The following is a 26,936-nucleotide window of genomic DNA, read 5'->3' on the forward strand; positions in this document are numbered from 1 at the left end:
AGGAGGAATACGGCCTTGTTCACTGGACTCGTCGAAGAGTTAGGGATTATAAAGAGAATAAATGCCAAAGGGCACACTCTGACTCTCGTGATTGAAGCAAAAAAAATCATGCAAGACCTTCATCTCGGTGACAGTATTGCGGTTAACGGCGTATGCTTGACCGTTACTAAATTTTCTACTATTCAGTTTGAAGCAGACGTGATGCCGGAAACCTTTAAAAATACATCACTTGCCTCATTAAAGGAAGGTTCAAGGGTAAACTTGGAACGGGCGATGCTTGCGAACGGACGATTTGGCGGGCATTTTGTCACAGGTCATATCGATGGGATAGGAAGAATTCGTAAAAGAACGAATATCGAAAACGCTATCCTGGTTGAGATTGAGATACCAGAAGACTATGCTAAATTTGTATTAGAAAAAGGTTCTATAGCCATAGATGGTACCTCACTCACTATTTTTAAAACAGGGAATCATTCGGTAACGGTTTCTCTGATCCCGCATACGGCAAAAGAGGCTATTCTTGGTTTAAAATCAGAAGGTGAGATTGTGAATCTTGAGTTTGATGTTATGGCAAAATATTTTTATTCATTCATGAATTATCAGCAAAACGAAGAAAAGCCTAAAGGCTTAACAGCAGATTTCTTAAGAGAGAATGGGTTTTATTAATTTTTTTAACTTCATTCAGCAGAAGTCCTCCATCTCTATCAATGGGGGGATGAATGCACAACGCCCTTCGATTCAGTGGGGATTCAAACTCTGGCTGAATGAAGTTAAGCCTCCGGCGGATGTCTCGGATTTTTAAAAGGTAATTTATCGAGCAAGCTCGATAAAAATCCGGACACAAATTTGACAGGCGAATTTGATTTGGGTTGATGTAAGGGGTAGTTTTCATACAAGGAGGAAATTGATATGTTTCACACAATAGAAGAAGCATTAGATGATTTAAAAGCTGGTAAAGTCATTATCGTTGTTGACGATGAAGATCGTGAAAATGAAGGTGATTTCGTAGCCCTTGCCGAATTTTCTTCACCTGAAACGATTAATTTTATGGCAAAGGAAGGAAGAGGGCTCATTTGTACACCTGTTACCGAAGAAATGGCCAGCCGTCTCAACCTTCATCCAATGGTGAAAAATAATACTGATGCAAAAGAAACGGCTTTCACGGTTACCATTGACCATAAGGATACAACCACAGGGATTAGTGCCTACGAACGGGCCTTTACTATTGAAAAATTATTGGATCCAAATACGAAAGCAGAGGATTTCAATCGACCTGGACATATATTTCCGCTTATAGCTAAAAATGGCGGTGTGTTACGGAGAGCAGGACATACTGAAGCAGCAGTTGATTTTGCAAGATTGGCTGGGGCTGCACCAGTAGGAATTATTTGTGAAATTATGAATGATGATGGCACGATGGCTCGTTTAGAGAGTTTGAAACTTGTGGCCGAAAAATTCGATCTTAAGCTTGTATCGATTGAGCAGTTGATTGAATACCGTTTAGCACATCATGATACAAATGTGAGACAAGAAGTGGAAATTACCTTACCAACGGAATTTGGTGAATTTAAAGCGTATGGCTATACGAGCAGATTGGATGGGAAGGAACATGTTGCACTTGTAAAAGGAGAAATTGATGGTGATGAACCCGTTTTAATGCGTGTACATTCAGAATGCCTAACAGGTGATGTGTTTGGTTCAAAACGCTGTGATTGCGGACCACAGTTGGCCGCTGCATTAAGTCAAATTGAACAAGAGGGCAGAGGTATTCTGCTATACATGAGACAGGAAGGAAGAGGTATTGGCCTGATAAACAAATTAAAGGCTTACAGACTTCAAGAAGAGGGCTATGATACGGTTGAGGCCAATCATAAGCTTGGCTTTGATGCAGATTTACGGGATTATGGAATTGGCGCCCAAATTCTACGGGATTTAGGAGTTAAGAAAATGCGATTATTGACCAATAATCCGCGCAAAATTGCCGGTTTAAAAGGTTATGGTCTTGAAGTTGTGGAACGCGTTCCGCTCCAAATACCGACTGATAAAGAAAATGAACGGTATTTAAAAACGAAAAAAGAGAAGCTTGGTCATCTATTATCTTTATAGGAATTGAAAAAATTAAAGCAATAGAATTTACTATTTAGTTTGTATGAATAGATTGGATAACCTAGTATATAAGAATAAAAAATGATGTCATAAATTTTATATGGAATGAAAAGGAGAGAATTAAAATGAAAAAAGTGATTGAAGGACATTTAATTGGAACTGGATTAAAAGTAGCTATTATTGTGGCGAGGTTTAATGAATTTATTAATAGCAAATTATTATCAGGAGCAGAGGATGCATTAAAGAGACATGGTGTTCAGGAAGAGGATATCACGATTTATTGGGTTCCAGGTGCATTTGAAATCCCGTTAACAGCACAAAAATTAGCTGAAAAAAGCGAGTATGATGCTGTCATTACGCTAGGGTCTGTTATAAGAGGGGCAACACCGCATTTTGATTTTGTTTCGAATGAGGTAGCAAAAGGAGTTGCGCATGCAGGAATGCAAACTGGGGTACCGGTCATTTTTGGTGTTTTAACTACAGATTCAATAGAGCAGGCAATTGAACGCGCTGGTACAAAAGCGGGTAATAAAGGTTATGATGCAGCGATGACTGCTATTGAGCTAGCTAATTTATACCGACAAATTGCAAAATAATGATGATTGATCAATTGAATATTATTTGAAAAAGTGTTGAAGTAAAGATGAGAGATGTTGCAATATTGTGACATCTCTTTTTTATTTTTTCTTAATTAAAATACAATTTTCGACATTATTATTATATTTATTAGGGTAAACTGTTCATAAATGTAATTTACACTTATAAGAATGTTGGAGGGAGACTTATGGAGGTTTTTGTAGCTAGACAAGCTGTCTTCAATATTGAGGAAGAGATTGTTGGATATGAGCTATTATATCGAAAAGATCTGACAAATGCCTTCCCCTTTATAGATGGCGACCGAGCCACTGCAGAAGTCATTATTAATAGCTTTCTCAACATTGGGCTTGATCGCTTAACAGAAGGGAAAAAGTTTTCTATTCATTTTACAGAAAATTTACTAGAACAAAAATTGCCAACATACTTTAATCCAGATGACCTGATTGTGAAAATATCACAGGATGTGGAATTTAGCAATAAACTCATTACAATATGTCAGGGACTTAAAGAACAAGGTTATTCAGTTATTCTAGATGATCATTTCATTATTCAAGAACATCCGGATTTAGATAAACTTCTACCCTATATCACTATGATAAAAGTAGATTTTCGCCAAGAGTACGCTCATCAGCATGAACAGATTGAAGCAACTGCTGCTAAATATAATATAAAGCTTATTGCTGAAAAAATAGAGACTGAAGAAGCCTTTATTAAAGCAAAAGAAAGAGGTTATATATACTTTCAAGGATACTTTCTTTCAAAACCAATTATTATATCCAATTACGAAATTCCGGCTTGCTTTTCATCGCATTATCAAACGATTCAAAATATGCCATTAGAAGAGTTAAGGGTCGATGAATTAGCACAATTGATTGAAAAAGATTTATCATTTTCCATTAAGCTCCTTAGACTTATAAATACATCATCAGTATCTTCTAATCAGAAAATTTGTTCTATCCGTGCGGCAATTACCTTACTCGGTGTAGATCAAATTAAAAATTGGGTACATGTACTGTCAACAAGAGAACAGGATAAAGAACTATTATTATTATCAGATCGTTGTATGCAATTGACGTTAACGAGGGCGAAGCTATGTGAAGCCATTGCCCGTCAAATTGGTATGGAATTTCCATCTGGCTATTATTTGACTGGGCTAATTTCAACAATGAAGGAAGTTGTTGGTGTTTCAATGGAGGAAATTCTTGAAGATCTGCCCTTGAAAGATGATATTTATGACGCTTTAATGGGAAAGGAAAATATATATAAGCTTGTATTAGATTTAGTTGAAGCAGTAGAACGAGCAAAATGGAAAGAAATTAACCATATCTGTAAACGTTTGAATATAACAGAGAGAGACCTATTTAGAATTTATGCTGAGTCATTAAATTGGACAAGTGAAATGATTCGTGAAGAAAAAAATGCTATGGGTAGCTTGAATCCGTTAATTCATTATTAATTGCAAAAAATTGTTATGGTTGTTTCTATTCCGCTATCTCCTTATCTTGAAAATATGGTACAGTAAAACCACGATAATTAGAATTTTACGCGGAGGTAGTATTTGTGAATATTGAATTAATTAAATGCCATGGGTCAGGGAATGACTTTTTATTAATTGATGAAATGGATGGGAGAATTACTTTTACAGATGAAGAACGTGGAAAGTTAGCGATTACATTGTGTAATCGAAAGACTGAATTGGGTGCTGATGGGATATTATTTGTATTGGACAGTGAAAGGTCTGATGCAAGAATGCGTGTTTTTAATGCAGACGGATCAGAAGCTTCTATGTGTGGAAATGGCCTGCGGTGCGTTGCCCGCTATGTTTGTGAAAAATTGAATAAAGAAGAAGCCGTTATTGAAACGATGAAGGCTCATTTACAGGTGAAAAAGCAAGATGACCTTTTTGAGGATATTCCAACATATATGGTAGAGATTTCACCGGTCTCATTTCAATTGAAGGATCTTCCTCTTCAATTAGAAAAGGAAACATTAATAAACGAGCCTATTGAAGATTTATCTGAACATCTTTCATTTACAGCTCTTGCGGTACCCAATCCACATATCGTGACGATTGTTGAAGCACAAGATATTCATTCTGAAATTCAAAAGAAGGTGAGTGAATATGTTAACGGTCCAAACCCTTTGTTTCCAGACGGTGTGAATGTGAGTTTTGTTAAACCACTTGTCAAAGGGGCTATCTATGTGCGTACTTTTGAAAGAGGAGTTGGGTTTACTAATGCATGCGGAACAGCGATGTCAGCATCGAGTCTTGTTACGTGTTTAAATGGTTTAAATGAAAAAGATCAGTTTATTGAAGTCTATAATAATGGTGGAAAAGTACGATGTGTTGTTCATGAAACAGAGTCAGGATATTGGATTGAACTAATTGGTAACGCTACATATGTATATCGAGCGACTGTTCAACTGAATAAGATGAACGATAATCAATTTAAAGTGATAACCAAGGATAATTTTGATGCAGAAATCGCACAATATGCTAAATTAGGTGAAGCAGCTCAACAATTTATCCGACAATATATGTAATAGTTTCATGCACTCATGTATTAAAGGAATGTACGACAAAGCTGATTTTACCTGGCGATATGGGTATAATCAGCTTTGTCATTTTATACATATATAAGGAATGAGTAAATAGATGGAAACATATCTTCGAACAGGTAAAAAGGTACAGATGTAGGATTAGCAGCTCTAGTGCTTTTCCTTTTTATCTTTGGGTTTATTAAAATCTCTCAACAATTAAGTGAAACGGGATATAGTTTTCCAAGCGATCATTCGATGGGATTATTTATTTTTTATGATTCTCTTGCTTACGTTATAATTCATCTGGTTCATAAGAAAATCCTTCAATGGATGGCTGTTATGATAAATAGCTTTATTATTCTGCTTATCGGTTTGTCGAGAATTTATTTAGGTGTGTATGATCCAAGTGATATTGTGGGCGGCTTTTTAGCAGGAGGTGCCTGGCTTCTGATTTGCATCATTCTTTTTCGTTATTATGAGTATCGTTGTGACTTATAGTCTATATTCAATGAATAAGGAGTGATAAACTAAAGGGATAAAGCCGTTTTTATGGAGGGTGAATGCGATGGAAACGTATATTTTATCGTTAGATCAAGGGACAACGAGTTCGCGGGCAATATTATTTAATAAAAAGGGCGAAATAGTTCATATTGCGCAAAAGGAATTTACGCAATATTTTCCATATCCCGGTTGGGTGGAACATAATGCAAATGAAATATGGGGATCAATACTAGCGGTTATTGCCAGTTGTTTAACCGAGTCGGGTGTTAAACCAGAGCAGATTGCCGGAATCGGAATAACAAATCAACGTGAAACAACGGTAGTATGGGATCGTATAACAGGAAAGCCCATTTATAATGCTATTGTATGGCAATCAAGACAAACAAGTAGCATTTGTGATGAATTAAAAGAAAAAGGCTATGATACATTATTTCGCAAAAAGACGGGCTTGCTGCTTGATCCATACTTTTCTGGGACAAAAGTAAAATGGATCCTTGACCATGTAAAAGGTGCCCGTGAAAAAGCAGAAAAGGGCGAGCTGCTATTTGGAACGATTGATACATGGTTAATTTGGAATCTTTCAGGCGGTATCGCACATGTCACGGATTATTCAAATGCCTCACGGACATTAATGTTTAACATTTATGATTTAGAGTGGGATGATGAGCTTTTAGACATTTTGACAGTGAAGAAATCCATGCTTCCTGAAGTAAAGGCTTCATCAGAATTGTATGCCTATACAGCGGAGGAGCATTTCTTTGGGAAGAAGGTTCCAATTGCGGGTGTTGCAGGGGACCAGCAGGCTGCACTATTTGGGCAGGCATGCTTTTCTAAAGGTATGGCAAAAAATACGTATGGAACGGGTTGTTTTATGCTCATGAACACAGGAGATAAGGCAGTCATATCCCAACAAGGATTACTAACGACCATTGCATGGGGATTGAATGGGAAGGTTGAATATGCACTTGAAGGAAGTATATTTGTTGCCGGCTCGGCTATTCAATGGCTCCGTGATGGCTTAAGAATGATCAAAGCTTCAGCCGACAGTGAAGAGTATGCCAAAAAAGTATCTTCATCTGATGGAGTCTATGTTGTACCTGCTTTTGTTGGATTGGGAACTCCTTATTGGGATAAGGACGTAAAGGGTGCGGTTTTCGGATTAACAAGAGGAACGTCAAAGGAACATTTTATTAGGGCAACCTTAGAATCACTTGCATATCAAACAAAGGATGTATTAGCAGCGATGGAGGCAGATTCCGGAATCAATTTGACCACATTAAGAGTGGATGGAGGGGCAGTTAAAAATAATTTCCTAATGGAATTTCAAAGCAATCTGTTGAATGTACCTGTCGAAAGACCACAAATTAATGAAACAACTGCCTTAGGGGCAGCATATCTGGCTGGAATAGCAGTCGGTTATTGGAGCAGTCAGGATGAAATAGCTTCACAATGGTCAATTGAACGGACATTTTTACCCGAAATGGATGATGATACACGCAGCAGTCTTTATAATGGGTGGAAAAAAGCAGTGAATGCTGCCATGATATTTAAATAGAATCATAGAACGGTCTGTGCTAATTTCAGCACAGATTCCTTTTTGACTGGAAATGATTTGACAATAATAAGAATTACGTTTATCCTTACAGAGGACATATTTTTTCCTTAACGAAACTAAGATGTTTGGTGTGACTATAATAAGTGCAGTCACAAGTAAGTACTATCACCTTCCAATATTACTTCCTTACATGAACGAATGTAATTTTTCTTCGTATATGCAACACTTCTAATCAAAAATCACAAACCATCTTTTATTTCAAATTTATAAGCATAACCTGATTCTTTTTGGCGCGGTCTAGGAGCCGTATAGATGGAAGAGAGGCAGGGCTTCTGTTGTATTAGGTTTACAAAATAATTTAAAAATCAAATGAATAATATAAATATGTCTCATTTAGGATGATTATTGGAACTTGGTCATCCTTTTCTATAAAATGAAAAGTTCCTCTTGAGGGTTGACAATTATTAAATTAAAGATTATAGTAGAGTTACGCTATTAAGTTCGGATATATATTTTTGGATAAGTTGTCGTAGCTGCGAAATCTGTAGTCGATGTTTATTCCTACAGAAAGATATTGGCTACGATTTTTTTTATGGTTAAATATTATATGTAAAACTTAGAGTGAATTTTTTATTTTTTCGGAGGTAACACAATGAACACAGGTAAAGTAAAATGGTTTAATGCAGAAAAAGGTTTTGGATTTATCGAATCTTCAGAAGGTCAAGATGTATTCGTACACTTCTCCGCTATCCAAACTGAAGGCTTCAAAACTTTAGAAGAAGGCCAAGACGTTAATTTTGATATCGTTGAAGGTAACCGTGGACCACAAGCTGCTAATGTAGTTAAAGCATAATAATTGCTTACCTGGGTGATGCACTAAAAGATGCATCACCCTTTTCGTGCGATAATATGAGGTGTTTTATTCATTGATGAGAAATCTAAAATGGACGATTATAAATAAATCAATGGTGAGCTATTCACTGATATTAACCACGTTCGGACAAGACTTTTCAGGTGAATGAGCAATAACCAAAGTTCTTTAAGTACGGTCACTTACTTTTTCTTAGCTAATTATGAAAAAAAGAAAGGGTAAATGGAAACCATAGTATCGTACAGGGAGAATGAAAACCAGTATAGATATTTAAAGGAGGAAACAAAATTTTGACAACTTTTTCAGATTTCGGCTTAAGCAAAGAGCTTGAACAAGCCGTTTATAATATGGGCTTTGAAGAGCCATCGCCGATACAGGCGCAAGCCATCCCGATTGCATTACAGGGTAAGGATATGATTGGGCAGGCGCAGACAGGTACAGGTAAAACAACTGCTTTTGGTGTGCCTCTTTTAGAGAAAATAAGTGTAGATGAAGGAATTCAAGGACTTGTTGTATGCCCTACTCGTGAACTTGCTGTCCAAGTGGCAGAGGAACTAAACCGGATTGGGCAAGTAAAGGGAATACGCACCCTGCCTATTTATGGCGGTCAGGATATAGGTCGTCAAATTCGTGCTTTGAAAAATCGACCGCAGGTCATTGCAGCGACCCCAGGCCGCTTAATTGATCATATTGAAAGAAAAACCATTCGTCTTGACAATATCAAAATGGTTGTGTTGGACGAAGCGGATGAAATGCTGAATATGGGATTTGTTGAGGATATTGAAAAAATTCTTTCAAAAGTTCCTGATGAAAGACAAACTTTATTATTTTCAGCGACTATGCCAAGACGGATTCAATCATTGGCAGAAAAATTCATGGTTGAACCTGAGCTAGTAAAAATCAAAGCGAAAGAAATGACCGTTACCAATATTGAACAGCATTTTATCGAAGTCCAAGAGAAGCAAAAGTTCGATGTACTATGTGGTTTGCTTGATATTCAATCCCCAGATCTTGCTATTGTATTTGGACGGACAAAGAAGCGTGTTGACGAGGTAGTAGAAGGTTTAATTAAACGCGGGTATTCAGCTGAAGGTATCCATGGAGATATTCCGCAAGCAAAACGTGATCAAGTTATACGCCGTTTTAAAGACCAATCAATTGATATCATGGTTGCAACGGATGTTGCTGCTCGTGGTCTTGATATAAGTGGTGTTTCTCATGTATATAACTTTGATATTCCACAGGATCCTGAAAGCTATGTCCATCGAATAGGTCGAACAGGTCGTGCCGGTAATAAAGGAAAGGCTGTTACGTTTGTCACTCCAAGGGAAACGGATCATTTAAGAATCATTGAAAACATGACGAAAAAGAAAATGATGAAAATGCCAATTCCTACTACGCACGATGTTTTGGCCGGTAATCAAAAGGTAGCTATTAATCAATTGTTGGAGACAATTGAAAATAATGACTATCAGGAATATAAGCGATTAGCAGAAAATTTATTGGAAGATAAAGATTCCGTGTCCCTTTTGGCTGCAGCTCTGAAATTAATTACGAAAGAGCCAGATGCAACACCGGTCAAATTAACAGCCGTTGAGCCTTTAAGATCGAGAAAGCCAAAGACTGACTTTGGCAAGCGTCGCAGTAATGATAGAAATAGCCGTAATAATGACAAGGGCAGATCACGTGATCGCGATCGTAGAAGAGGTAGAAATCGTCCAACCAATGAAAAAAATCGATAAAAATAAAATTTCATAAAAAAAGTATTATAAAATTCGTTTAAATAACCCATATTAATAAAGACAGAATTCTATTCTGATTTTTTTAGTTATTTGATTTAGGAGGAAATGTAAATGGCAACAGGTAAAGTAAAATGGTTTAATGCTGAGAAAGGTTTCGGATTTATCGAAGTCGAAGGTGGAGACGATGTATTCGTACACTATTCAGCAATCCAAACTGACGGATTCAAGAGTCTTGATGAAGGTCAAGAAGTTAGTTTTGATATAGAAGAAGGTCAACGTGGACCTCAAGCTGTAAATGTAACTAAACTTTAATTGATCCTAAAGCCCGCTTTTCTATAAAGCCGGGCTTTATTTATGAATAAATGGAGGTACACAAACATGAAAACATTTAAAGTCCAGTTTCATCAGGAAGATCAAGTCGAAACGATGACTGTTCAAAAATTAAGTGAAGACGATTTTAACAATCGCACAGAAGGTGGTACTAGACACTTATTCGAACTTGATACAAATGCCGGCTTTTTTATTTTCTTTGATGGTGTTGATAAGGATGGAGCAGAGTCCTACTTAGTTCTGCAATATGAAGATGAAAGTGAAGATCCCAGTGCCTGCTATGGCTTTGAATTGAGAGACTTTTATCAGTTTACGGCATTATATTTAAATGATTTAGAATTTCAAGATGAGATGGGAGAGGAAGAAGATGAAGATGTATATACGCCTATCCATCATCTTGCCCATCTCATGTATCATATTGTTGAAGAAGGAAAAAATATCGAAGCATAAAAAAAGAGGAATCCGATTTATTGGATTCCTCCTTTTTGTTATTCTGCCTCATGATAATGAGTTAAGCAAAAATCATGAACCATTTTCTCTTCCTCATCCTCAAGAGCAAATTCTAAATATTTGTTTTCGATGCTGTCATAGAAGTGATAATTTAGTATTTTCGCTTGCTCACCGTCAACAAAAAAGAGCACTTTTAATTGCAGTCCATTTTCGTTGTACAGCTCATCATCCTCAGGAACTTCAATCGTTAAGAAAAGTTCATAACGCTCACCAGCTAAAATTCCAGTGGGGTCTTTTATTTGTTCTACTGTATATTCAGTGATATTCACTATGTAATGCATCCTTTCAGTCAAAATCGTTCTATTCAGCCTTATCCTAATGAATAAGACCCTTCTCATTATACACCAACTATCTTTCCTTGAAACAGATTTTCTCATATAGATGACAAAAGTATTATAATAGTAATAGAAATAAGAGAAAGTGGGGTAGACATGTATCTTTATAGAAGTCAGCAAATAAAAGAAATAGACAGACGAGCAGAACAAATAGGGATGTCACTCTTCTCATTGATGGAAAATGCAGGAAGCGGTTTGTATCGTCAGTTGGTATCAGTAATAAAAAAGACGGATAAAGTGTTAATTTTATCTGGGAAAGGAAATAACGGAGGAGATGGGATTGTCCTTGCCCGTTATTTAAAAAATAACGGTTATGATGTTACATTGGTTTTTCCAATCGGGGAACCTAAAACTCCGACAGCAATTGAACATTTGAACTATTATCAAGCATGTGGCTATGAAGTAGATTTATTTTCAGCAAACATTGAAGTAGATTGGGTGATTGATGCTTTATTAGGAGTGGGAGGTCAATTGCCATTAAGGAAAGATTTTGCTCAAATAACAGACTGGATCAATCAAGCAAAGGCAAAAGTGGCTGCTGTGGATCTTCCGACAGGTGTTTGTTCTGATGAGGGAAATATAGATGAGCATGCTGTTCAAGCTGATTATACATTTGCACTCCATGGCATGAAGCCGTCAGCTTTCTTATTTCCTGCCAGCGGTCATTATGGTGAAGTATCTATCATTGACATTGGTATTCCACAAACAAGCGGATGGAGAGTATGGACGAGTGATGACGTTAGAAATACGTGGCCAAAGTATACCGGTAATACACATAAAGGGACCTTTGGAAATAATCTATTAATTGCTGGCAGTGATGAGATGCCAGGCAGTGCAGCATTAGCAGCTATTGGGGCTCTGCGTTTTGGTACGGGAAAGCTGACTGTTGCCACAACGAAGCATGCATCAACGATTATTGGCCCACTTGCGCCTGAAGCTACATTTACATTTAATTTAAAAACGGATGAAATTCCTAATCATTATTTATCAGTGGCTGTTGGTCCAGGCCTTAATCCTAATGATGAATTGGAAATATTAATCGAGAACCTTTTAAAACAGCCTGTTTCGATTATTCTTGATGCTGGAGCCTTAAAACAACGAGAATATATAAAAAGAAATGCGGCGACGATTATTACTCCGCATCCAGGCGAATTCAGCAGACTCACAGGGAAAAGTTCGGCGGATATTCAACAAAACCGTATTTCATTAGCATCACAATATGCCATTGAAAACGGGATAACAGTAGTACTTAAAGGGCAATATACGGTCATTGCTTTTCCAGATGGTACAGGTGTTGTGAATAAGACTGGGAACCGTGCTTTATCAAAAGGAGGGACAGGAGACACTCTGACAGGGATGATATTAGCAAGTATAGGTACACATCGGAATGTAAAAGCAGCCATTGCCAATGCGGTTTTTATTCATGGAGCTTGTGCTGACCATTGGATTAAAGACAGGGGAGATCAGACTTTATCTGCACATGATTTTGATCAGCTGCTTCCAGAAATATGCAGCCATTTTTCATCGTAGGTATAATCCTTTGAAATAATATAAAAAAGATGCTTTGGAAAGAGAGTGGATGTTCCAAAGCATCATGGCATCATATTCATTAAAGAGGGGATAAGGGAGTTTACCCAGAATAAAGAAATCCAAGCAGCAAATATCATTGCAATCATCGAAAAGGTTGCTTCTTTTTCACCGTATTCCATTGCTGCACTTGTACCTGAGCCATGTGCACCCATTCCAAGGGCTAGTCCTCTCGCAATCGGTGACTTGATGGAAAACCATTTAATAATATATGGACCAATCATACCACCTGTAATTCCCGTGACAATGACGAAAATGGTTGTTAAGGAAGGAAGTCCTCCGATGTCTTTTGAAATTTCAATAGCAACTGGTGTTGTAATGGACCGCGGCAATAAGCTTAGTAAAAGATCCGGTTGTAAATGACCAAGTAAAGCCAAGGCAAAGGAAGAGATAATCGCAACAAAGGTACCAGATGTAATACTGACCAAAATATTTCCAAAATATTTTTTTAATAGAGGCAAATGTTTATAAATTGGAATGGCGAAGGCAACCGTTGCAGGTCCCAACATATGTGTGATGACCTTTGCATCAGAAATATACGTGTTAACAGGAATATCAATGAGAAAAATCATGCCAATTAAAATTAAAGTGCTGACTATTAATGGGTTTAAAAACGGAAAAGACCATTTTTTATAAGCTTTTTTTGCAAGTATATAAACGATAAACGTAATAGCTGTACCGATGATTATATTCATTCATGTTCCCTCACTTTCCAATTATTTACTTTCTCAGCGATAAATGCTGTAGAACTAATGACGATAAAGGTACTTAAACCGACGAGTAATACGGATTCAATTCCTTGCCAGCTGAATAGTTCATCATAATTTACGATACCAACCGCTGAAGGAATAAAGAATAATAAAAGTTCAGCCAACAACCAGTTTCCGCCTTGTTCAATCCATTCCAATTTGACAATTTTAAGTAATAAGGCTGCTAAGAGAAGTAACAGCCCTACCATTGAAGCGGGAATAGGGACGGGGAATACCGCTTTAACCATTGATCCAAGAAACAGAAATACATGGATAAACAAGATTTGTACAATGATTGTCATGATTTTCATTTTCTTCACTCCTTCATCATTCCGTTTGGTTACTTTTACTATAAGTGGTATTGTGCTTTCAGTAAAATACCATTATTTCATAGCTGATATAACCAAAAGTTATGAAAGGGCTTTTCATTATAAGAAAAGGTTTTCATGACCTTATGTTTTTTGCATTAGAATGAAGTCGATGAATGTTCGTGCAGCATTGGATACATATTTACCCTTTTTTGTAACGACGGCAAGATTCCATGGAGTGGCTGGAAATAGATTGAGAATTTTAATCTGTTCGTTTTCTATTCGGTTACAAATAGATTCAGGTAATATCGTCACACCTAAATTTGCTGCTACAATCTCTGACATAAAGTCCCATTGTGAGCTTTTAAACAGGATATTCGGCTCAAACCCTTCACTTATACATTGCTTCCAGATAATATCATGAAGGGCAAATTCTTCACTGAAGAAGATAAATTCTTCTTGTTCAAGCTCCTTTAAATGAATAGCCTCACGAGTGGCAAGGGGATGATTCTTTTGGAGGATAAGCTTCATTTCCTCGCTTACAATCGGAACAATCTCAAGGTCTTCATCCAACACTGGTAATACGGCAATCCCAAGCTCGATTTCTCCATCAAGTACTTTTTTTGTCAGTTTTGGCGCTGCATATTCTGTAATATTAATTTTGATATTAGGAAAAGCCTTGTGAAATTGAGCTAATACCTTTGGGAAAAAAAGACTGCCTGCAATAGGAGGAATCCCGATTTGAATCATTCCCCGCTTTAGATTCGACATATCTTCTAATGTGGTCGACATTTCATCGAGAAGGGCAAGCATCTTTTTGGCATATTCCATTACAATCAAACCGGCATCTGTTACATCGCTTGACTTATTACTGCGGATAATTAAGGTCATGCCTAGCTCTTCTTCAAGACCTTTGACCATTTTACTTAAAGCGGGCTGCGAGACATGGAGAATTTCAGCTGCTTTTGTCATGTTTTTTTGTTTGGCTACTTCAAGAAAATAGAGTAATTGACGTATTTCCATTTATTAAACCACCATTCGATTTTGATACTTCTATTTAATGATACTATTATTATTATAAGGATGAAAAAGGGGACTAGGAATAGTGACCATTTAAATAAGTTGGTTTTTTCAGTGTATTTTGATACATTTACTTAGGTGAGGAGAGGATAAAATGATTAAATTACTAGCACTTGATTTAGATGGTACGTTACTTGATAAAGGAAAATATATCAGTCAAAGAAATATAGAAGCTATTCAAGCAGCCATACAAAAAGGAATTGAAGTGGTCATAGCGACAGGCCGGGCAAACTTTGATGCGCAAAATTTGTTTGAAGATATTCCGTTTAATCCATGGATTATTGGGACAAATGGAGCTACTATACATAAACCGAATGGAGAACTATTTTATTCAGCTCCCCTTGAAAAATCGTTAGCGATTTCTATGCTAAAAGTGCTTGAGGAAAAGCAATTATATTATGAAGCTTTTATTGAGGGGAAGATTTGTGCACCGCAATATGGACGAGAGCTCTTGTTTGAGGAAATGGAGCATTTAAAAGTGGTTGAGCCTAACATAGACATGGAACTGCTGCGACTGGAAGTAGAAATTCAATTTAACCAATCAGAATTTATGTTTATCCCTTCCTATCAGGAATTATTGGATACAAACAGCGATATTTATAATATTCTTGCGTATTCCTTTGACGAAGATAAGTTAAAAAATGGCTGGTCGCAATTTACAACTATTCCTGATATAACCATTGTTCAATCAGGAGTACATAATTTTCACCTTCAACATAAACAGGCTTCAAAGGGGAATGCCTTAAAGATTCTTGCTAAAGAGTTACAGATTCATTTAGCAGATTGTGCTGCAGTTGGTGATAACTATAATGACCTGTCCATGTTGGAAATCGTTGGTCTTAGCTCTGCAATGGGGAATGCAGATAAAGAAATAAAAGACGCCTGTGACTTTGTAACGAAGCCAAATAACGAGGATGGAGTGGCTTTCTTTATTGAATCATTTCTAAAGGATAGCTTTTCATAAATAATAACAAAAAACAACCACTATCATTCTCTTAAAAGATTCGATTCAAGTGGTTGTTTTATATTATTAACTTGTAAAGTCATATATTTCATATGGGGTGCTTTTAATCATATAGAAATGAGGTTTTTCTGCATTTTGTTTATTCAGTTCAGAAAAGAGCTGTTTATATTCAATTATCGAGAGTTCGCCATTAATATAACCTTTTTGAGTAAAGTCCAGCAGTTCATTGACATGTTCCGGTTTACGTTTCTTTTCCTGTGTGAAATGATTAATAAGGTTTTCCAATAGCATGAATAATCCCCTCTTTCTTATCTAAATCCAGTATATTTAATGATTTATCTATACCCAAAAACAGTATATCATGGAACATTTTTTATACTTAATTTTTATAAAATTCAAACTTACGACACCATTTTACAATATTATTGATTACACTTAGGCTTTATTCGAATATACGAACAGAATATGGCTTTTTACTGTAAAAATTAACAAGCGTTGTAGAATGAAGTCGAAAATAATATGAGAATAAATAATTAATATTTTAATTGTGATGAAATTTATCTCAAATAAAAAATATATCGAATTTTGTAAAGATTTGTCCTGTTTTTATGTTAATCATGGTAGAATGTCAGAGGGAGGGGACATTATGATGTTAAGAATCATATTAATGGTTTTACTTTTGTTTTTTGTGACGGCATGTAATGCAGAAAATCAGACTACAAAAGAAGATGCAAGTGCTAGTTCCTACAACAGAGAAATGACTGATGAAGAACAAACATACATCGATTACATTTTGAAAGAGGATTACGAAACCCTAATATCCATTACCCAAAATCGTGAGTCTGAACTTAAAAATGATTATTACCGAATAGCACTTGGACTAAAGCTTTATGAAGAAGTAGAAATAAGAAAAAAGGAACTGGATGTAACCAATGAGGAAATTGAATTGAGATATTCAACCATTTTGTTTATGCTAGATCGAGTGAAATTTATCCCTGCAGAAATAAAAGACAAGGTGAAGGAAGTAAAAAAATTATCACAATACCAAAAGGATTATTATGCGAATAAGCAATTATAGTTTGATAACTTTTGTTTACTGCTACATGAAAAGATGCAATTTCTGTGCTAAGAGACTGCATCTTTTTTATTGATTTGTTGTTTTTTATCCTTATCAAACAAAGGTATATCGTTATGTCGAAAAATGCTGTACGAAAATATTTGAACATGAAAGCGCTTTCTGATATTATGAAATTAGGTTGGATGGCACGCGTGGCCATCATCGTATTTAGCGTAGGCGGGGCTAAATACAGGGGATAGCTTTTGAAATCATAAAGCAGGATATGAACTTTTAATAAAAAGTGAAATGAACAATGACAGGAAGTCATTCGATAACATTGTATGTTTTACGGTGAATGAAAGCTGTCTCTACTATATGTAACATTCAAGCCATTTGAATATTTCTGGGAAGCCTATTCGTAAAAACGGATAGGTTTTATTTTATTTCGTAAAGTGTTACAGGAATTCTGAATCCTTTTATATTCATCACTTTGTATTGGGAAGAAATAGGTTAAGATAAAGAGAAGACGGTATTAATTGGCTTTCATTATTATTTTAGTGAGAAAAAAGGAGTGAAACATGATGGGAATTTATATTGGAATCCAAATTTTTGTAATTGGATTATTTTTCCTCCTTGGTTGGGCTGTGCGTTATAAAAAACAATATGGGATTCTTTCAGGATTTAATGGACGTTCTGAAGAGGAACAAAAGCAATTAATTGAGAACGGATTTCCGCAAAAAACTGGTTCGCTTTTAATATGGACAGCTTTAGGCATGCTTATATTATTACCATTAGTTTTTACATCTTTTCCATATGCTATTGAAGTTCAGTACGGCTTTATGATTATTTTTATCCTTAGTGGGTTTATTTACTTAACAAAGTACGAATTGCCTCATAAGCGGAAGAGAAGTTATTGGATTAGTTCGGTGATTGGCGTTGCGGTTGTCGGTTTGATTTGTGTAATCATGTTTTTGGGGTATCAAAAAAGTGATTTAGTCATTAAAGAAGCTACCTTTGCTATTACAGGAATGTATGGAGATGAATGGAATATTAGTGAGATTGAAGAGGTTGAATTAATGGTAGAGATGCCTGAAGTAACCATTAAGTCAAATGGATTTGCGATGGGAACAATTGCGAAGGGGAAATTTCAAGTGAAGAATTATGGCAGCAGTTTATTATTTATCCGTAAACAACCGCCATATCTTTATATAAAAGTAAAAAATCAGTCCATTTTTATTAACGGAGCATCTCCAGAAGAGACTCAAAACTGGTATTTATTACTGAGCAGTAAGCGCCCATAATGTTGTTTGCTACTCTAAATTTATCGGTTTTGTTTTTGATATTGTAAAATTAATTTATCCAGCTTTTGACTGGCGGTAAGTGTTTTTGCACTATTAAATCCGTGTTTTAAACCCGTTTCAATCAATGCTTTTCTATGTATTTCAATCATCGATTCGATAGCTTCTTGACTGTAAATAGTACTCATTTCATTAACCTCTTTTTTAAAAATCAATATTTCTATTCTACAATTAAAGTTAACCTATTGTAAATTGGTAATTTCTATAGAAAACGATTGAAATATTAGATATTAGAAAAATGAAGTGATGATTCAAATTAGTTTCATTTGCTTTTTGACTTAGAGTACTTACTATACTACAATTAAATTGATTTAAAAGGTATGATAATTTGACGATTGAGGGAAATGGATATGAAATTTGGTTTTGATATTGATGATACATTGATTAATTTAAGAGAACATGCTTTCTATATATATAATAAAAAATTAAATAAAAATGTCTCACTGGATGACTTTTATGCTTTAAAAAGGGTAGAAATACATGAACCATTTGGATTAACAGATGACGAAGGAAAGAAAATGTGGAATGATACGTTAGAGGAAATTTATTATACGAATTGTCCAGCTTTTCCTAATGCAGTGGAAACACTAAATAAATTAGTCCATGAAGGACATGAAATTTACTACATTACTTCCAGGCCAAAAGAACATGGAGAGCGTACGAAAGAATGGATGAAAAAACAGGGGTTTCCTGTGCAGGATGATTGTTTTTTCTATGGGATGCAGGATGATGAAAAAGTAGACATTATCCAAAAATTACAGCTAGATTATTACTTTGATGATAAACCCGCTGTCTTGGATACTCTTTCTACCGATTCTGTAAAGGTAATTGTGAAGGATCAATCGTATAACCGTGGTATATCATTGCCCCGCTTGATAAACTGGACCGATCTACAGCGTATATTATAAGAAAACATTAGAAGTGGAAAATCCGCCGTTTAGTCTGCGGATTTTTCTTGTTCTTCTATACAATTGTAACAAAGCGTTTTCTTATCATCTGTATGGACCCCGTTGAAAAATCCGTCTATGCAATAAAGATCTTTTCCACATACGTAACAAGTATTGACCAATTCTTTCATAAATATAAATCCCCCTTGGCATATAAATTCTCCAAATCTACTAATAAATGATAGCAAAGGAGAGAAAAAGATAGAATGGATTGAATGTCCGCGCTTACATTCGGTTTCACAAAACTGTCAAATTCAAATATAATTCAGTTTGTTAACAACGGCCCCGACTTTCATGAGAGTTGAAAGTCACAATTTAAAAAAAGAAATGAAGGTGTAAATGATTGAATAAAACTAAATTGAAACAACAATGGTTTGGAAACATCAAAGGTGATGTATTATCCGGTATTACAGTAGCATTGGCTCTTATTCCAGAAGCAATTGCTTTTTCTATTATTGCTGGCGTTGACCCGATGATAGGGCTTTATGCTTCCTTTTGTATTGCTGTCACCATAGCAATAGTAGGGGGACGCCCCGGTATGATATCAGCCGCAACAGGGGCAACGGCTTTAGTCATGGTGACACTTGTAGCTGAATATGGCTTGCAGTATTTACTGGCAGCTACAATATTAACAGGCATACTGCAAATTATCATGGGAGCGTTAAAATTAGGGAATTTAATTAAATTTGTACCTCGCTCCGTTATGATTGGTTTCGTGAATGCCTTAGCCATTATGATTTTTATGTCTCAATTAACACACTTTGTTGGTGAATCTTGGCAGATGTATGCCATGGTGGCCGGTGCGTTGGCAATTATTTATATTTTACCACGAATAACAAAGGCTGTACCTTCTTCTTTAGTAGCAATAATCCTAATTACAGTTATTGCGATTATGACAGGCAGCGGGGTACGTACGGTAGGAGATATGGGAGAACTAACTCAGACATTACCCATTTTTTTAATTCCAGATATTCCATTTAATTTTGAAACATTGCAAATTATTTTTCCATACTCTTTATCAATAGCGATTGTAGGCTTAGTAGAATCACTTTTAACAGCTCAGATTGTTGATGATATGACTGATTCTGATAGTGATAAGAATCAAGAAGCAAGAGGACAAGGAATTGCGAATATTGTATCAGGCTTCTTTGGAGGAATGGCCGGTTGTGCCATGATTGGACAATCTGTTATTAATGTGAAATCTGGTGGAAGAGGTCGCTTATCAACACTTGTGGCCGGTGGATTTTTAATGGTATTAATTATTCTGTTGAATGACTATCTAGTTCAAATTCCAATGGCTGCACTTGTAGGTGTTATGATTATGGTTTCGATTGGGACATTTGACTGGCATTCGTTGAAAACCATCCATAAGGCTCCGGTAACAGATACGATTGTTATGCTATCAACTGTAGTAACAGTACTAGTGACACATGATTTATCAAAAGGTGTACTAGTAGGCATTGTGTTAAGCGCTGTGTTTTTTGCTGCAAAAATTTCTAAAGTGAAGGTTACAAGTCTTTCAGCGGAGGGTGCAAATAAAAAGGTGTACCGTGTATCTGGACAATTATTTTTTGCCTCTGTTACAGATTTTGTGGCAGCCTTTGATTTTAAAGAAAATGTGAAAGAAATTGATTTAGATTTTTCACAGGCACATTTATGGGATGATTCTGCAGTTGGTGCGATTGATAAAATTATTATGAAATATGATCAAAATGGAGTTAAGGTTAATCTAATTGGTTTAAACAAGGAAAGCAATCAATTACTAACAAAGCTTGCCATCACACATAAACCAGATGGAGTAAATAAAGCCGTTAATCATTAATGATGATAAGAAGCCGATTCCTTTTTTGGGTGTCGGCTTTTTTGTCATTTTTCCCCGAGAAAAAACATAACCTCAATTTTGTTGGATAGGCTAGAAAGAGAGTATGATTTTAAGGAGGCTTCATAGATGGATGAACAGTGGGCAGAGCTGTCAGATGATAAAAGACACCAATTTGCTGAACAGATTTTTCAAGAAATGCAAGAAGGATATTATCAATCCTCAATGGAATTTTATCAGGCAATTTCTAAGGAGCTAGAAGGGTCGATTCATACGTTACCTATCACTGTCAGGCAGAAGAATTTATATAATTAGCGTCTTTTAAGAAAATGGGGGAGATGGTTTTCAGCTTAACATGAAGCTGCACACTCCCCTTAATAGTTATTTAAATAATTTTTGGTAGATTTTATTTGCGTACTCGATAAACTTTGGATTAGTACGTAATTTTTTTTCGGCAACAAGCTCATCAAAGTTCTTTCTTTTTTGAAAATCACCTTTATCTAGTCCGTCGGTTGCCGTTTTAATTAAATCGTCAAATGTAATGGCAGAGAATTTTTTATCTTTTTGCTCAGACAGATATCCCCCATTTTTCAGCATTCTATAGCCCATTTTCAATTCGGGAGATAATCCGGGGAGGTCATCTGAATAATCAAGCGGTTTTCCCATGCCAGGCAGATTATCAAAATCACCTTTATCAATTGCTTCTTTGATTTTTTCTTCAACAAAGTAATAATACACTCTAACGCCCCTTAACAATTTATTAAATAAAAATACCCCATATATATAATAATAACTATAATGACATGATATGTGGAGGAAAAAAGTATGGATAACAAGCCATTTACCAAGAAACATGAAAAAAATCGAATGGACAATCAACGGCAGCAGCTAGCAGAGCATATCTATCAGGAAGCAAAGAGGGGAGATTATTCATCAGCAAACTCACTATATGAGGCGGTGTCTCAAGAGTTATATAATATCTCTGATAAAGGTATTGAAATTATGATTCAGCAAATGGAAAAATGAAGAGACTAATCGATTAGTCTGTAAAGATAAGTAGGAATAAGTAAACGAAAGCCAGGAGCTCATTATTGGCCCTGGCTTACTTTTGTAGGATATATAGATGTTCAATGATTTCTTAATGAGTAATTTCCTATTAACCATCAACTAGATTAGCATATGATTCAGAAATATCTTTGTATTCACCTTCAGTTACAACAAATCCTGGGTTTTCATCCCAACAATCAGCATGAGTTATTTTACTAAAAATGTCTAATACTACTTGATCATCTTCTTTAAATTGAGCTTGGCATTTACTGCAAATATCTTTCATTTTCCATTCCCTCTTTCTTTTGTATTCGAGATTATTCTATCATGAAAGTGCTTACAAAAAATTGGAGAATTAATGAATTTAATATAAGCATGATAAGAAAGATAGAATTTAGAGCATTATTTGCGCTCATCTCTACTAAGAGAAGGGGGAATTCAAAATTAAGCGTCATATAAATGTGAACATTTTGTGTCAACAAAAGCGAATCATTTATATTTTGTGAAGTTATTGTGAAATAACTATGAAATAATACTTCATATATATACTTAATTATATAAAAACTATATATATAGTGTTATATATAAAAACTATGATTATAGTGGTATTTTACACCATTACCAAAATAAAAGAAAGGATTTTTATGAAAAAACAAAGAAAACTTTTATATATCATTTATTAATGAAAAAGTTGGTGTTTTTATAAAAACTAGTTATTTACCTATTCGAGATTTTTACTTCAGGTGGATATTATTCTATCGTTTGTAAAAACTGAATGTAGAATGATTATGTAGAGAAATTACGGGAGATGGTGTTTATTGGAATTTATTACTATCGACCATTGGGATTATGAAATTTGGAATAGTTGGTGTCCAATCTATGAAGAGGCATTTGGAGAGAAAAATGGAAAAGGAAAACCTATTATTCGTAACATGTTCCGAAAATTTCAGTGCTACTTTCATCTCATACGCGATTATACGGGTGTGATTGCCATAGCTTTAACTGGAAAATTGCAAGAAATACCGGTACTGCTCATTGATTATCTTGCAGTTGATAAGAAAAGAAGAAACAACGGGATTGGAAGAGCTATGGTCCAATATATAAAAGAATGGGCAATTAAAAATGGGCAATTTGATGGCATAGTAATTGAAGTTGAAGCGGATTATTCCATCGAAAATCAAAAACGTTCCCTTTTTTGGCAAATGAGCGGCTTTATTAAAACGGATTACATTCATCATTATAAAGTAGTTCCAGAGCCATACAGGGCGATGTATGTGAAGTTAAAACCGGATGCAAATATCCCAATGCTTGGGGAAGAATGGTTTCGACACATCGGTTATTTTCACCGAAAATCCTTTCAAAGGGGATCATGATATTTCCATTCGAACATAAAAAGCAAAACCTCATTAGGAAGCATCTCTAATAGAGGTTTTGTTCTTCTAAGTAAGTATTTCATGTTCATTTATTGCAATTCATTTAAGTCAAATGAAATGACACGATTTGTATTTGGATCATAAAATACGTTTCCTTGTACTTTCATCGTTTCCTGTGGTGACTGTAACATAAATTCATAACTTTGTTTTGTTCGGTTGGAGGATTCTGTTGATTTCCCGATGTAACGATAATCTGTTACACGATATCCAGGATAGGCTGCCTGTGTAATAGTTAATAAATATCTTCCCCACTCTTCCTGTTCTACTGCAGGTGATGGAGTGATTTCCACATTTATTACCCCAACATTTGGATTTGAACCCAGTGCTTCAAAGGCTTTTCGATGGAGATTGATTTTATTGGCAGGGTATCCTTTAACTTGATCAACCACTTTTACTAAAATTTCCTTTTGACTTGGAGCGGAAAGATTACGAATTTTGAGTGTTTGCCCGCAAGTGTATGGAGAATTTGTTCCAACTGATGCCGTCATATATTCATTATCAGACCAAGGTATATTACATTGTGTAACCGCACCGCCATTTGTCCAAGAAGCCTGACCTTTTGTAGACTGTTGACGGAGATCAATATAAGGTGAGAGTGAAGGGTTCCACCTCGTTTCGTATGGATGGTTTTGATAAGATGGCCAAGAATAATAAGCGCTCGGGGAGAATCGTGGGTCATAATAGGGATGTCTAGGAAACATACTTTTTCCTCCTCTTTCAAAAAACTCTTTACTACCTTATGAATTAATATGGTTGGCCTGTGACATGATTTTTATTATGATAGTAACAAAAGAGGAAATGGAATAATTTCAGTAACTGAACATAAAAAAGAAACCTAGAGTATGGGGGACTGCTGAAAAAGTCCATTGAAGGAAAATAAGGCATTGATTACCGACTATATGTAGGTAATCAATGCCTTTTATTTACTGTATATTGATGAAACTTCTCATCCATTGTTCAAAGTGAATACTTTTTCAGTGGTCTCGAGTATGGACCGGTTTCTTTTTTATATTATTGTGCTAATGCTTTTGTTTCGAAGTCTTCAGACATTCGCTCCATTAGAGCAGCCATGTGGGCTCTTTTGGATGTTTCATTTGGACGAAATGTTCCGTCACTGTAACCGCTGATGTAACCTCTCTGGGTTAGGGCTATAACAGCATCATAGGACCACTGGTCCGTTTTCATATCTGGAAACGGATTTTCTATATCTTTAATAGGATATTGAAAGATATTATATAAAATTTGCGCCAATTCCTGTCTTTTTAAGGGAACGTCTGGGTCGAATCGATTATGTTCTTTTCCATTCACATAGCCGAATTCTCTTGCTACTTCAATTTCCTTTTGTGCCCAATGTCCTTTTGTGTCGATAAATGTATATTCGTTTGGTGTGATTTCTGCTTTCCCTAAGGCTCTCACAAGGATAACGGCTCCCTGTGCTCTTGTTAATGTCTCACCGGGAGAAAAGGCAGTCTGGGCCGTACCTTTCATCCAGCCTTTTTGCGAGACATGATGGATGCTGGCCTGTGCCCAATAATCTAATGGCACATCTGCAAAAAATTGTTTGTTTAACCATAGTGAATAATAATTCCACATTTCAGGCAGTTCATGTTGTAAAGCCCAGGAACCTGTTCCTTTTATCCCGTATTTCTTTGGCATAAGAAGCTTTGCTTTAATAGATTGTTCGTTTTCATACCAAATGACGTAATCCCCTTCGGTTAACTTTGTCGTATTAATAAAATAACTTTGCCCTTTTGGAATTTTAAAGGTAGCCTTTGGCGACTGAGATTTTTCATCAAAATGCACGTTTCCTTTATAGGTATTAATCAAGCTTTCTACTCTTGTGCTAGATATACCCATACCGTTTATGTTCTTAGAATCTAATGTGGGGCCATCTGTTTTCCACATCCTGCCGTAAAAAGGCAAACCAGCAACAATCTTATCTTTTGGAACTCCTTGATTAATTGCATATTGGATGGATTTTTCAAAAAATGATATGCTCGATACAGGTCCAATTGGACTATCCGGGGATTCCCAGCTTTCATCATAAGCCATAATCATAAGATAACTACAATACTGTGATAAGCCTTTGTAATCGTAGAAACCGTGCCAGCCAGTTGGCCAATTGTTTGGATTGGCTGCAACTGCGACAGATACTTCCTTATGACTAGGTATGTATTTGCGTAATAAACGGATAAAATCGGTATGTGCATCACGGTAACTTTGACCGACTCCTTCAATATCAACATTAACCCCGTCTAAATGATATCGTTCAATTTCTTTCGCAATATTTTGAGCTAGACGGTCACGGTTCTTTAATCCATTAATCCCAGCATCGAGATTCCAATGATTAGCGAGAAAAGGGACGACTCGAATTCCTCTATTATGCATTTCATTGATAAAAGACCTATCTAATCTCCAGGTAACTTCCAATTCACCGTTTTCTTTAATATCAAAGTAGTTTGGGGAAACAACATCTAAACTGCCTTTTGTTTTGTCTATTTGTGAAACATACGTATTAGGATTACCAAAAAATAAATAAGACATATTGAATAATCTAGAATTTGCTTGTATGGGTGTACTTTTCTGCAGGGCAGTTGAAAGTCCTAACATAAGTATTGTAAGGAATATCAATCGCTTCATAGATGCACCTACTTTTCATCATTTCTTATTCAGTCGTTTAAAACAGCTGTAAAATGATAGCCAGTATCAGTTTTTGTAATAATGTACTTAATGTTTTCATAGGTAATTGTACTGTTCTTAACGTTTTTTAAGTCGGCATTTGGTCCTACGCCAATTTGATTGAAAAAGTCATCTACATCGTAGATTTCTATATCTGGATGCAACATATGAATCATTTGACTCCAACCGCTTAGCATGGAGTAAACAATAGAGGTGGATGTTGCATTTTCTGTACTCATTATCATTTTACGGATATCTCCGTTTTGTACATAAACACTTATGGAATGGTCGTTATTCAAGGGAGATTTATAAATCGTTTCCTGCTGCTCGTTAAACGCATCAAATTGCTGAATATACAAATCTGACATTTGATCATCTGAAATGGCATTCCATCTTTCCTTAAAATCCTGAAAAGGAAGTTGTTTTGGTTCAGTAATATTTTCAGTCTGATCTGTTTTAGGCTGAGTTATTGAATGTGGACGATTGGATTGACCTTCTTTAATTTCCTCTTCTTGTAAGTTCTGTTCTTGGGTTTGTGTTTCTGGGACTGTTTCTTGTTCATTGGTTGAAAGCTTTAAATAAGGAGTTCCTTTATTTTGAGTCATATCTTTCTGTGCAGAACATGCACAAATGACTAACAGCATTAGAAAAAGCTTTACGGGTACTGTAAAAGACTTGAACACATTATCACTTATCCTTTCAAGTGTAGAATCATTTATAAACGGTCCTGATAAAATATTGGGGGAGGGAATATGTATCGATAATGCTATGTATTAAGGTGAACTTAGATGTAGGTTATTATGTATGGGAAAGAGGGTTT

At 35.8% G+C, this 26,936-nt stretch carries 31 protein-coding genes; 20 read left to right on the plus strand and 11 right to left on the minus strand.

Annotation, left to right across the window (positions count from 1 at the left end; translation table 11 throughout):
• Positions 1-15: 15 nt before the first annotated feature.
• The 11 genes from ribE (at position 16) to F4V44_RS17335 (ending at position 10,693) form a co-directional block, all read left to right on the plus strand.
• Positions 16-666 carry a riboflavin synthase gene (gene ribE / locus F4V44_RS17285; RefSeq protein WP_150441258.1) on the plus strand — a complete coding sequence of 217 codons (651 nt, stop codon included), beginning with the start codon at positions 16-18 and terminating at the stop codon, positions 664-666.
• A gap of 243 nt (positions 667-909) precedes the next feature.
• A complete protein-coding gene (locus tag F4V44_RS17290) occupies positions 910-2,106 on the plus strand; it encodes a bifunctional 3,4-dihydroxy-2-butanone-4-phosphate synthase/GTP cyclohydrolase II (protein WP_150441259.1) in 1,197 nt (398 codons plus the stop codon).
• Positions 2,107-2,231: 125 nt separating this feature from the next.
• On the plus strand, positions 2,232-2,702 hold the full coding sequence (ribH, locus tag F4V44_RS17295) for a 6,7-dimethyl-8-ribityllumazine synthase (RefSeq protein WP_150441260.1): 471 nt from the start codon (positions 2,232-2,234) through the stop codon (positions 2,700-2,702).
• A 188-nt stretch (positions 2,703-2,890) separates the two neighbouring features.
• Positions 2,891-4,159 carry an EAL and HDOD domain-containing protein gene (locus tag F4V44_RS17300; protein ID WP_150441261.1) on the plus strand — a complete coding sequence of 423 codons (1,269 nt, stop codon included), beginning with the start codon at positions 2,891-2,893 and terminating at the stop codon, positions 4,157-4,159.
• Positions 4,160-4,263: 104 nt separating this feature from the next.
• Positions 4,264-5,247 carry a diaminopimelate epimerase gene (gene dapF, locus F4V44_RS17305; protein ID WP_150441262.1) on the plus strand — a complete coding sequence of 328 codons (984 nt, stop codon included), beginning with the start codon at positions 4,264-4,266 and terminating at the stop codon, positions 5,245-5,247.
• A gap of 168 nt (positions 5,248-5,415) precedes the next feature.
• Positions 5,416-5,742, plus strand: a complete 327-nt coding sequence (locus F4V44_RS17310; protein WP_223881944.1) for a phosphatase PAP2 family protein — start codon at positions 5,416-5,418, stop codon at positions 5,740-5,742.
• 67 nt (positions 5,743-5,809) lie between these two features.
• The gene (gene glpK / locus F4V44_RS17315) at positions 5,810-7,300 is read left to right on the plus strand and encodes a glycerol kinase GlpK (protein WP_150441263.1); all 1,491 of its coding nucleotides are present in this window, start codon (positions 5,810-5,812) and stop codon (positions 7,298-7,300) included.
• A 652-nt stretch (positions 7,301-7,952) separates the two neighbouring features.
• Complete coding sequence (locus F4V44_RS17320; protein WP_150441264.1) at positions 7,953-8,153, plus strand: cold-shock protein; 201 nt, start codon at positions 7,953-7,955, stop codon at positions 8,151-8,153.
• 308 nt (positions 8,154-8,461) lie between these two features.
• A complete protein-coding gene (locus tag F4V44_RS17325) occupies positions 8,462-9,913 on the plus strand; it encodes a DEAD/DEAH box helicase (protein WP_317978342.1) in 1,452 nt (483 codons plus the stop codon).
• 111 nt (positions 9,914-10,024) lie between these two features.
• Positions 10,025-10,225, plus strand: coding sequence for a cold-shock protein (locus F4V44_RS17330; RefSeq protein WP_150441265.1), 201 nt, complete (start codon positions 10,025-10,027; stop codon positions 10,223-10,225).
• Positions 10,226-10,291: 66 nt separating this feature from the next.
• The gene (locus F4V44_RS17335) at positions 10,292-10,693 is read left to right on the plus strand and encodes a cytosolic protein (RefSeq protein ID WP_150441266.1); all 402 of its coding nucleotides are present in this window, start codon (positions 10,292-10,294) and stop codon (positions 10,691-10,693) included.
• Between the two features lie 38 nt (positions 10,694-10,731).
• On the opposite strand, the gene F4V44_RS17340 is transcribed toward F4V44_RS17335, so the two are convergent.
• Complete coding sequence (locus F4V44_RS17340; protein WP_150441267.1) at positions 10,732-11,022, minus strand: DUF6509 family protein; 291 nt, start codon at positions 11,020-11,022, stop codon at positions 10,732-10,734.
• A 162-nt stretch (positions 11,023-11,184) separates the two neighbouring features.
• Between F4V44_RS17340 and F4V44_RS17345 the strand changes: the two genes are divergently transcribed.
• Complete coding sequence (locus F4V44_RS17345) at positions 11,185-12,618, plus strand: NAD(P)H-hydrate dehydratase (RefSeq protein ID WP_150441268.1); 1,434 nt, start codon at positions 11,185-11,187, stop codon at positions 12,616-12,618.
• Between the two features lie 62 nt (positions 12,619-12,680).
• On the opposite strand, the gene F4V44_RS17350 is transcribed toward F4V44_RS17345, so the two are convergent.
• The 3 genes from F4V44_RS17350 to F4V44_RS17360 form a co-directional block, all read right to left on the minus strand.
• Positions 12,681-13,370 (minus strand): LrgB family protein, encoded by a 690-nt coding sequence (locus F4V44_RS17350; protein ID WP_150441269.1) that lies wholly within the window; start codon positions 13,368-13,370, stop codon positions 12,681-12,683.
• Positions 13,367-13,735: a CidA/LrgA family protein gene (locus F4V44_RS17355; protein WP_150441270.1), complete on the minus strand. Its 369-nt coding sequence runs from the start codon at positions 13,733-13,735 to the stop codon at positions 13,367-13,369. Before F4V44_RS17355 ends, F4V44_RS17350 begins: the two co-directional genes overlap by 4 nt.
• A 141-nt stretch (positions 13,736-13,876) precedes the next feature.
• A complete protein-coding gene (locus tag F4V44_RS17360) occupies positions 13,877-14,755 on the minus strand; it encodes a LysR family transcriptional regulator (protein WP_150441271.1) in 879 nt (292 codons plus the stop codon).
• A 151-nt stretch (positions 14,756-14,906) separates the two neighbouring features.
• On the opposite strand from F4V44_RS17360, the gene F4V44_RS17365 reads away from it, so the two are divergent.
• The gene (locus tag F4V44_RS17365) at positions 14,907-15,776 is read left to right on the plus strand and encodes a Cof-type HAD-IIB family hydrolase (RefSeq protein ID WP_317978343.1); all 870 of its coding nucleotides are present in this window, start codon (positions 14,907-14,909) and stop codon (positions 15,774-15,776) included.
• 66 nt (positions 15,777-15,842) lie between these two features.
• Here the strand turns inward: F4V44_RS17365 and yppF are convergent, their stop codons facing one another.
• Positions 15,843-16,067, minus strand: coding sequence for a YppF family protein (gene yppF, locus F4V44_RS17370; RefSeq protein WP_150441272.1), 225 nt, complete (start codon positions 16,065-16,067; stop codon positions 15,843-15,845).
• A gap of 355 nt (positions 16,068-16,422) precedes the next feature.
• Here yppF and F4V44_RS17375 point away from each other — a divergent pair, with 355 nt between their 5' ends.
• The gene (locus tag F4V44_RS17375; protein WP_150441273.1) at positions 16,423-16,854 is read left to right on the plus strand and encodes a hypothetical protein; all 432 of its coding nucleotides are present in this window, start codon (positions 16,423-16,425) and stop codon (positions 16,852-16,854) included.
• A gap of 557 nt (positions 16,855-17,411) precedes the next feature.
• Entirely contained in the window at positions 17,412-18,134 is a 723-nt protein-coding gene (locus F4V44_RS17380) for a DUF3784 domain-containing protein (protein WP_223881945.1), read from the plus strand.
• A gap of 20 nt (positions 18,135-18,154) precedes the next feature.
• On the opposite strand, the gene F4V44_RS17385 is transcribed toward F4V44_RS17380, so the two are convergent.
• Entirely contained in the window at positions 18,155-18,319 is a 165-nt protein-coding gene (locus F4V44_RS17385; protein WP_150441274.1) for an aspartyl-phosphate phosphatase Spo0E family protein, read from the minus strand.
• A 222-nt stretch (positions 18,320-18,541) separates the two neighbouring features.
• On the opposite strand from F4V44_RS17385, the gene F4V44_RS17390 reads away from it, so the two are divergent.
• The 3 genes from F4V44_RS17390 (at position 18,542) to F4V44_RS17400 (ending at position 21,272) form a co-directional block, all read left to right on the plus strand.
• A complete protein-coding gene (locus F4V44_RS17390) occupies positions 18,542-19,099 on the plus strand; it encodes a 5' nucleotidase, NT5C type (protein WP_150441275.1) in 558 nt (185 codons plus the stop codon).
• 382 nt (positions 19,100-19,481) lie between these two features.
• The gene (locus F4V44_RS17395) at positions 19,482-20,960 is read left to right on the plus strand and encodes a SulP family inorganic anion transporter (RefSeq protein ID WP_150441276.1); all 1,479 of its coding nucleotides are present in this window, start codon (positions 19,482-19,484) and stop codon (positions 20,958-20,960) included.
• Between the two features lie 126 nt (positions 20,961-21,086).
• Positions 21,087-21,272 (plus strand): hypothetical protein, encoded by a 186-nt coding sequence (locus F4V44_RS17400; protein ID WP_150441277.1) that lies wholly within the window; start codon positions 21,087-21,089, stop codon positions 21,270-21,272.
• A gap of 66 nt (positions 21,273-21,338) precedes the next feature.
• Here the strand turns inward: F4V44_RS17400 and F4V44_RS17405 are convergent, their stop codons facing one another.
• A complete protein-coding gene (locus F4V44_RS17405) occupies positions 21,339-21,695 on the minus strand; it encodes a DnaJ family domain-containing protein (protein ID WP_223881946.1) in 357 nt (118 codons plus the stop codon).
• Between the two features lie 87 nt (positions 21,696-21,782).
• Here F4V44_RS17405 and F4V44_RS17410 point away from each other — a divergent pair, with 87 nt between their 5' ends.
• The gene (locus tag F4V44_RS17410; RefSeq protein WP_150441279.1) at positions 21,783-21,983 is read left to right on the plus strand and encodes a hypothetical protein; all 201 of its coding nucleotides are present in this window, start codon (positions 21,783-21,785) and stop codon (positions 21,981-21,983) included.
• Positions 21,984-22,113: 130 nt separating this feature from the next.
• Here F4V44_RS17410 and F4V44_RS27450 read toward each other — a convergent pair whose 3' ends face one another.
• On the minus strand, positions 22,114-22,290 hold the full coding sequence (locus F4V44_RS27450) for a hypothetical protein (RefSeq protein ID WP_191090737.1): 177 nt from the start codon (positions 22,288-22,290) through the stop codon (positions 22,114-22,116).
• 532 nt (positions 22,291-22,822) lie between these two features.
• Between F4V44_RS27450 and F4V44_RS17415 the strand changes: the two genes are divergently transcribed.
• Positions 22,823-23,377, plus strand: a complete 555-nt coding sequence (locus F4V44_RS17415) for a GNAT family N-acetyltransferase (RefSeq protein ID WP_150441280.1) — start codon at positions 22,823-22,825, stop codon at positions 23,375-23,377.
• Between the two features lie 89 nt (positions 23,378-23,466).
• Here F4V44_RS17415 and F4V44_RS17420 read toward each other — a convergent pair whose 3' ends face one another.
• The 3 genes from F4V44_RS17420 to F4V44_RS17430 all read right to left on the minus strand — a co-directional run bounded on the left by F4V44_RS17420 (position 23,467) and on the right by F4V44_RS17430 (position 26,799).
• Positions 23,467-24,138: a DUF3889 domain-containing protein gene (locus F4V44_RS17420; protein WP_150441281.1), complete on the minus strand. Its 672-nt coding sequence runs from the start codon at positions 24,136-24,138 to the stop codon at positions 23,467-23,469.
• A 310-nt stretch (positions 24,139-24,448) separates the two neighbouring features.
• Complete coding sequence (locus F4V44_RS17425; protein WP_150441282.1) at positions 24,449-26,077, minus strand: glycosyl hydrolase family 18 protein; 1,629 nt, start codon at positions 26,075-26,077, stop codon at positions 24,449-24,451.
• Between the two features lie 29 nt (positions 26,078-26,106).
• Positions 26,107-26,799: a hypothetical protein gene (locus F4V44_RS17430; protein ID WP_150441283.1), complete on the minus strand. Its 693-nt coding sequence runs from the start codon at positions 26,797-26,799 to the stop codon at positions 26,107-26,109.
• Positions 26,800-26,936: the final 137 nt, after the last annotated feature.

It is taken from the genome of Niallia endozanthoxylica (assembly GCF_008710145.1).
Taxonomy (GTDB): domain Bacteria; phylum Bacillota; class Bacilli; order Bacillales; family Cytobacillaceae; genus Bacillus_BD; species Bacillus_BD endozanthoxylica.